This is a genomic window from Actinosynnema sp., from assembly GCF_052038725.1.
Map to the genome: position 1 here is coordinate 1 of NZ_JBQGCX010000053.1, position 5,853 is coordinate 5,853.

At 74.3% G+C, this 5,853-nt stretch carries 8 protein-coding genes; 7 read left to right on the top strand and 1 reads right to left on the bottom strand.

Annotated elements, in window-relative coordinates; genetic code table 11:
• Both ACTUAL_RS01025 and ACTUAL_RS01030 read left to right on the top strand, forming a co-directional pair.
• The coding region (locus ACTUAL_RS01025; protein WP_440898933.1) for an alpha/beta hydrolase family protein at nt 1-607 on the top strand (607 nt) is incomplete at its 5' end.
• A 9-nt stretch (nt 608-616) separates the two neighbouring features.
• Nucleotides 617-958 (top strand): histidine triad nucleotide-binding protein, encoded by a 342-nt coding sequence (locus tag ACTUAL_RS01030; RefSeq protein WP_096491901.1) that lies wholly within the window; start codon nt 617-619, stop codon nt 956-958.
• Between the two features lie 12 nt (nt 959-970).
• Here the strand turns inward: ACTUAL_RS01030 and ACTUAL_RS01035 are convergent, their stop codons facing one another.
• Nucleotides 971-1,762 (bottom strand): GNAT family N-acetyltransferase, encoded by a 792-nt coding sequence (locus ACTUAL_RS01035; RefSeq protein WP_440898934.1) that lies wholly within the window; start codon nt 1,760-1,762, stop codon nt 971-973.
• 132 nt (nt 1,763-1,894) lie between these two features.
• Between ACTUAL_RS01035 and ACTUAL_RS01040 the strand changes: the two genes are divergently transcribed.
• From ACTUAL_RS01040 to ACTUAL_RS01060, 5 genes are read left to right on the top strand one after another with little or no spacing between them, the layout of a single operon-like run.
• Nucleotides 1,895-2,944: a PhoH family protein gene (locus tag ACTUAL_RS01040; protein ID WP_440898935.1), complete on the top strand. Its 1,050-nt coding sequence runs from the start codon at nt 1,895-1,897 to the stop codon at nt 2,942-2,944.
• Nucleotides 2,945-2,949: 5 nt separating this feature from the next.
• Nucleotides 2,950-3,513 (top strand): rRNA maturation RNase YbeY, encoded by a 564-nt coding sequence (ybeY, locus tag ACTUAL_RS01045; RefSeq protein WP_096491904.1) that lies wholly within the window; start codon nt 2,950-2,952, stop codon nt 3,511-3,513.
• A gap of 13 nt (nt 3,514-3,526) precedes the next feature.
• A complete protein-coding gene (locus ACTUAL_RS01050; protein WP_440898936.1) occupies nt 3,527-4,831 on the top strand; it encodes a hemolysin family protein in 1,305 nt (434 codons plus the stop codon).
• Nucleotides 4,824-5,156 carry a cytidine deaminase gene (locus tag ACTUAL_RS01055; RefSeq protein WP_096491906.1) on the top strand — a complete coding sequence of 111 codons (333 nt, stop codon included), beginning with the start codon at nt 4,824-4,826 and terminating at the stop codon, nt 5,154-5,156. Before ACTUAL_RS01050 ends, ACTUAL_RS01055 begins: the two co-directional genes overlap by 8 nt.
• Nucleotides 5,157-5,498 carry a hypothetical protein gene (locus ACTUAL_RS01060; protein WP_096491907.1) on the top strand — a complete coding sequence of 114 codons (342 nt, stop codon included), beginning with the start codon at nt 5,157-5,159 and terminating at the stop codon, nt 5,496-5,498.
• Nucleotides 5,499-5,853 lie beyond the last annotated feature (355 nt).

Genomic DNA, 5,853 nt, shown 5'->3' on the forward strand with positions numbered 1-5,853 from the left:
CCCGGTCGTCGTGGTGATCCACGGCGGGTTCTGGCACCAGCGCTACACGCTCTCCCTCGGCCGCCCCCTGGCCGCCGACCTCGCCGCGCACGGCGTCACCGCGTGGAACGTCGAGTACCGCCGGGTCGGTGGCGCGGGCGGGTGGCCGCAATCCGGTGACGACGTCCTGGCCGCCATCGACGCGCTCGACCCGGCGCTCGGCCCCGTGGTCACCCTCGGCCACTCGGCGGGCGGCCACCTCGCCGTGTGGGCCGCCGCCCGGCACCCCAGGGTCGTCGGCGCGGTCGCGCCGGCGGGCGTCCTGGACCAGCTCCAGCACCCGCGGATCACCCGCCGCGCCGCCGAACTGCTCGGCGCGACCCCCGACCAGGCCCCCGAGCGCTACGCCGACGCCTCGCCCGCCGCCGCGCCCCCGGTCGGCAAGCCCGTCGTGCTCGTGCACGGCGACCGCGACGAGGACGTGCCGCTCGCCCAGAGCGAGGCGTTCGCGCAGGCCACCGGCGCGCGGCTGATCACGATCCCCGGCGCCGGGCACCTGGACCTGATCACCGTCGGCACCCCCGCCTGGGAGGCCTGCCGCACCGCCGCGCTGGGCCTGGTCCACTAGCCTCCCGGCATGGACGACTGCCTGTTCTGCAAGATCGCCGACGGCGCCATCCCCGCCACCGTCGTGCACCAGACCGACACCGTCATCGCGTTCCGCGACATCGCGCCGCAGGCCCCCGTGCACGTCGTGCTCGTCGCCAAGCGGCACGACACCGACGCCGTCGCCCTGGCCAAGGCCGCCCCCGGCGCGCTCGACGAGCTGTTCCTGGCCGCGGGGCAGGTCGCGGAGGCCGAGGGCGTCGGCGAGTCCGGCTACCGGCTGCTGTTCAACACCGGTGCGGACGCGGGGCAGACCGTCTTCCACGCCCACCTGCACCTGCTCGGCGGCAAGCCGCTCGGCGCGCTGGCCTGACCGCCCGCGGCCTCACCCCAGCGCCTGCATGATCGGCGCGAACAGCCGCTCCCGGCGGCCCGGCGGCCGGGTGGCGCCCAGCACCATCGGCGCCACCCGGTAGCCCTCGCGCATCCCGTTCTCCAGCAGCCAGGCGCGCAGCGCGGGGTCGGCGGTGTCCACCCGCGCGTTTCGCCCGGACACCAGGTCCGCGACCAGCGCCCGCGCCCCGGCCGCGTCCTCGGCCACCACCGGGCCCACCACCAGCGGGCTCGGGTCCGCCCAGCAGGCCGCGAACCCGGACGCCGACACCACCACCCGCTCGGCGAACCCCCGGTAGGCCGCCCACAGCGCCGACCGGTCCGCGCCGAACACCTCGGCGTCCAGCGCCACCAGCGCGGCCGGGTCGACCAGCGGCGACGTGGCGCCCGACGGCGGCCCGGCGAACACCCCGAAGTGCGTGACCAGCTCCGGCCCGGCCACCACGAACCCGAGCCTCTCGTACAGCGGCAGGCCCTGCTCCGTGGCGTGCAGCGACACCACCGGCGCGTCCGCGCGCTCCAGCGCGGCCTCCACCAACCGGCGGCCCAGCCCCCGGCCCTGCCTGCCCTCGGCGACCAGCACCATGCTCAGCGCCGCGTGCGCGTCGCCGTAGCGGGTCAGCACGGTCGTGCCGACCAGCGCGGAGCCGTCGAACAGCCCGAGCCCGGTGCCGGTGGCCAGCAGGAACCGCCACTTGCGCTCCTCGTGGGACCACCCTCGGCCGGTGGCCAGGGCGAGGCAGGCGGGGACGTCGTCGGGGGTCAGAAAGCGCAGCTCTTCCACGGTCCCCAGTAGACCCCCGGCCCGTCGCGGCCCGTTACTCCGGTGCACCCGAGCGCTCCGGGCGGCTAGCATCGGGGGTGACCCGATCCGACGGATTCGACGCGAAAGCGCAGGAAGCAGGCCCGAGGCCACGTGGCCGACACCGCTGACAGCACGCCGCAGGCGCAAGCTCGCTCCAAGTTCTCCGTGCCGGACGGCGCGGTGCTCGCACTCCTCGGATCACGCGACGAGAACCTCCGCGCCGCGGAGGAGCTGCTCGACGCGGACGTCCACGTCCGGGGCAACGAGATCACCCTGACCGGGGAGCCCGCGGACGTGGCGTTCGCCGAGCGGGTGTTCACCGAACTCGTCACCCTCGCCAGCCGCGGCCAGCAGCTCGGCTCCGACGCCGTGCGCCGCACGGTCGCGATGCTGTCGGCGGGCACCAGCGAGTCCCCGGCCGAGGTGCTGAGCCTGGACATCATCTCCCGGCGCGGTCGCACCATCCGCCCGAAGACGCTCAACCAGAAGCACTACGTCGACGCCATCGACAAGAACACGATCGTGTTCGGCCTCGGCCCGGCGGGCACCGGCAAGACCTACCTGGCGATGGCGAAGGCCGTGCAGGCCCTCCAGGCCAAGCAGGTCACCCGGATCATCCTGACCAGGCCGGCCGTCGAGGCGGGCGAGCGGCTGGGCTACCTGCCGGGCACCCTGTACGACAAGATCGACCCGTACCTGCGCCCGCTGTACGACGCGCTGCACGACATGGTCGAACCGGACTCCATCCCGCGCCTGATGCAGGCGGGCACGATCGAGGTCGCGCCGCTGGCTTTCATGCGTGGTAGGACCCTGAACGACGCCTTCATCATCCTCGACGAGGCCCAGAACACCACGCCCGAGCAGATGAAGATGTTCCTCACCCGCCTCGGCTTCGGGTCGAAGGTCGTCGTCACCGGCGACACCACCCAGGTCGACCTGCCCGGTGGGCAGCGCAGCGGGCTGCGGGTGGTGCGGGACATCCTGGACGGGGTCGAGGACGTGCACTTCTCCGTGCTGACCAGCGGTGACGTGGTCCGGCACAAGCTGGTCGCCGACATCGTCGACGCCTACGAGAAGTGGCAGGTCGAGCAGGACGAGCAGGCCGACGGCCACCACCGGGGACCCGGTGCGCGGGCTCGGGGCGAGCGGCGGGGACGATAGGCGCCGTGAGCATCGAGATCGCTAACGAGTCGGGCGCGCAGGTCGACGAGGCTTCCATCGTCGCCGCCGCCCGGTTCGCGCTGGACCGCATGGGGGTCAGCCCGCTGGCGGAGCTGTCCGTGCTGCTGGTCGAGCTGGACGTGATGGCCGACCTGCACCAGCGCTGGATGGACCTGCCCGGTCCGACCGACGTGATGGCCTTCCCCATGGACGAGCTGGACTCGGCCCGCCGCCCCGACGCGGCCGGGCTCGGGCCCGCGCTGCTGGGCGACATCGTGCTGTGCCCCGCGTTCGCCGAGGACCAGGCCGCCAAGGCCGGGCACAGCCTGATGGACGAGCTGCACCTGCTGACCGTGCACGGCGTGCTGCACCTGCTGGGCTACGACCACGCCGAGCCCGCCGAGGAGCGCGAGATGTTCACGCTCCAGAACCGCATCCTGGGCGACTACCGGGGTTCGATCGCGGAGGCCGAGCGGAAGACGGCCCAGCGCGCGGCGGACTCCAAGCTGCTGGGCGCGGCGGGGCTGGAGGACGACGCTCCCGAGCGTCCCGCCGAGCCGAGCGCCTGAGGCGGCCGTGGTGATAGCCGGTTCCACCGGGCTGCTGGTGCTGGCGGTCCTGCTCATCCTGGCCGCGGGCGCGTTCGCGGGGGTCGACGCGGCGCTGGGCACGGTGTCGCGGGCCCGCGTGGAGGCGCTGCTGCGGCAGGGCAGGCCGGGCGCCAAGCAGCTGATGATGGTGCTGGGCGACCGGCCCAGGCACGTGAACCTGCTCCTGCTGCTGCGCCTGGGCTGCGAGCTGGCCGCGACGGTCCTGGTGACCGTGGTCAGCTTCCGGCTGGTGCCGGTGGGCTGGGCGGCGGTGCTGACGGCGGGCGCGTCGATGCTGGTCGTGTCGTACGTGCTGGTCGGCGTCGGCCCGCGCACCCGGGGCCGCCAGCCCCCGTACGCGGTGCGCCTGCTGGCCGCCGCGCCCGTGCGGGTGCTCGGCCGGGTGCTGGGGCCGCTGAGCAAGCTGCTGATCCTGGTCGGCAACGCGATCACGCCGGGCAAGGGCTTCCGCGAGGGACCGTTCTCGTCCGAGGTGGAGCTGCGCGAGCTGGTCGACATGGCGCAGGAGCGCGGCGTCGTCGACGAGGGCGAGCGCGAGATGATCCACTCGGTGTTCGAGCTGGGTGACACCATCGCCCGCGAGGTGATGGTGCCGCGCACCGAGATCGTGTGGATCGAGCAGGCCAAGTCGGTGCGGCAGGCGCTGGCGCTGTCGCTGCGCACCGGGTACACGCGGGTGCCGGTGATCGGCGAGAGCGTGGACGACATCGTCGGCGTGGTGAACCTGAAGGACCTGGTGCGGATCGCGCTGTCCGAGCAGCCGAACGGCAAGCTCGTGTCGGACGTGATGCGCTCGCCCGCGTTCATCCCGGACACCAAGCCGGTCGCGGACCTGCTGCGGGAGATGCAGCTGTCGCGCAACCACCTGGCGGTCGTGGTGGACGAGTACGGCGGCACGGCCGGGCTGCTGACCATCGAGGACATCCTGGAGGAGATCGTCGGGGAGATCACCGACGAGTCCGACACGGACGACCGGCAGCCGGTGGAGTACCTGGCGGACGGGGCGGTGCGGGTGAGCGCGCGGTTGCCCGTGGACGACCTGGACTCGCTGTTCGGCACCGAGCTGGACGACCACGAGGTGGAGACGGTCGGCGGTCTGCTGGCGCAGCGCCTGGGCCGGGTCCCGCTGCCGGGCACCGAGGCCGAGATCGCCGGGCTGCGGATGCGCGCCGAGGGCGGCAAGGACGAGCGGGGCCGGATGCGCATCACGACCGTGCTGGTGCGCCCGCTGGCCAGGTCCGCTGAGGACGACGAGGGGAGCGGCGGCGATGAGTGAGCTCGGTCCGGAGGACGTCAAGATCGTGACGTTGGCCAGGTCGGCGCGTGCCCGCACGGGCGCGGCCGAGGGGGCGGCGGTGCGGGACACCGACGGGCGCACCTACGCGGCGACCACGGTGGCGCTGCCGTCGCTGGCGCTGACGGCGCTGCAGGCGGCCGTGGCGGCTGCGGTGGCCAGCGGCGCGGAGGGCCTGGAGGCGGCTGCGGTGGTGACCGGCGCGGAGGAGTTGGACGCCGCGTCGGTGGCGGCGGTGCGCGACCTGGGCGCGTCGGCCCCGGTGTTCCGGGCGGACGGCTCGGGCGCGGTCGTGGAGACGGCGTAGGTGCGGGACTACGTGACGGTGTGCCGGGGTTGTTGCTGCGGCACGGTCAAGAAGCACCCGGACTTCGACCACGAGCACCAGCTGGCCAGGCTGCGCGAGCTGGCGGCGGCGTCGGGCGGGCGGCTGAGCGTGCGGACGGCGGACTGCCTGGACGCGTGCGAGAGCTCGAACGTGCTGGTCGTGAAGCCGCGCGGCCAGCAGCCGGTGTGGCTGGGGTTCGCGCTGGACGACGGCGTGGTGGACGACGTGGCGTCGTGGCTCGACGAGGGCGGCCCGCTGCCGGAGCGGCTGGCGTTGAACCGGGTGTCGCCGCCGAAGGTGAAGAAGGCGAAGAAGAAGTGATCCGCGCCCGCCCGCCGGGGTTCCGGTGGGCGGGCGCGACCGTTCTGAACGCGATGGTCGCCTCCCTTCACCCGGTCGAGCGGCCCTGGTCGCTGCGCAACGCCTGCGGAGGATGACCGACACCCCGGACCCCTGCTCCGCGTCCGGCCTGGAGGACCTGCCCGCCCGGCAGGCGGGTGCTGACCGCGCACGCCCCGCACATCGCCCGGCAGCGCCCCCACCGCCCGGCGCTTCGCGGCCGTGACCGCCTCCCTGCCCGCGCTGGAGGACTTCGAGCGGTGGTGGCCGAACGCCGACCTGCGCCCCCGCCGGGCAGCCGTGCTCGCCAGGGCTGACCCGCGTCGCGCGGCCCACT